Raw genomic sequence first — 488 nt, 5'->3', positions numbered from 1 at the left:
ATCATACCCTAACTGAGCGAATTCTTCTTTTAGACTTTGACCAACATAACCTACATCACCTAAAACAAAGGGACAAGGACAACCGTCAATTAAAGTTGACGCAGCTTTAGTATCATGAACTGAAGCTGGTGTTATATCGTAGTTTAAAATGTAACCAGTGGTTGTCACAGCTACATGGGTTTTGAACCCGTAAAAATACATGGTTTTGGTGGCATTGTACCCGATATCAGCTATTTCAGAAAAAATTTTGACACGCTTATTTCTAACTTTTTGACACAAGGGATTGGGCAGGCTGTCAATGATTGCGATTTGCCCAGTTTGTGCGTATTCCTGGGTTAAACCGTGACGCAGCGCCATAATGACAGGCAAAAGTTGATGTGCCCGTCGATTAAAGCGAGTGCGGTCAAAGGTAACCTGATTCGGGATAAACAGCTTAGCCCATGCGAAAAATTTACGTTGTGATTGCATGTTGGTCGTCATTTGTAGGC

At 41.8% G+C, this 488-nt stretch carries 1 protein-coding gene; it reads right to left on the bottom strand.

Going from position 1 to position 488, the window contains the following annotated elements:
* The coding region (locus tag LACPOB_RS0101230; RefSeq protein ID WP_017867022.1) for an IS982 family transposase at window positions 1–488 on the bottom strand (488 nt) is incomplete at both ends.

Source organism: Ligilactobacillus pobuzihii E100301 = KCTC 13174, from assembly GCF_000349725.1.
GTDB classification, from domain to species: Bacteria; Bacillota; Bacilli; order Lactobacillales; family Lactobacillaceae; genus Ligilactobacillus; species Ligilactobacillus pobuzihii.
The sequence above is the reverse complement of the archived record's forward strand: the minus strand, read 5'-3'. Positions and strand labels throughout refer to the sequence as shown.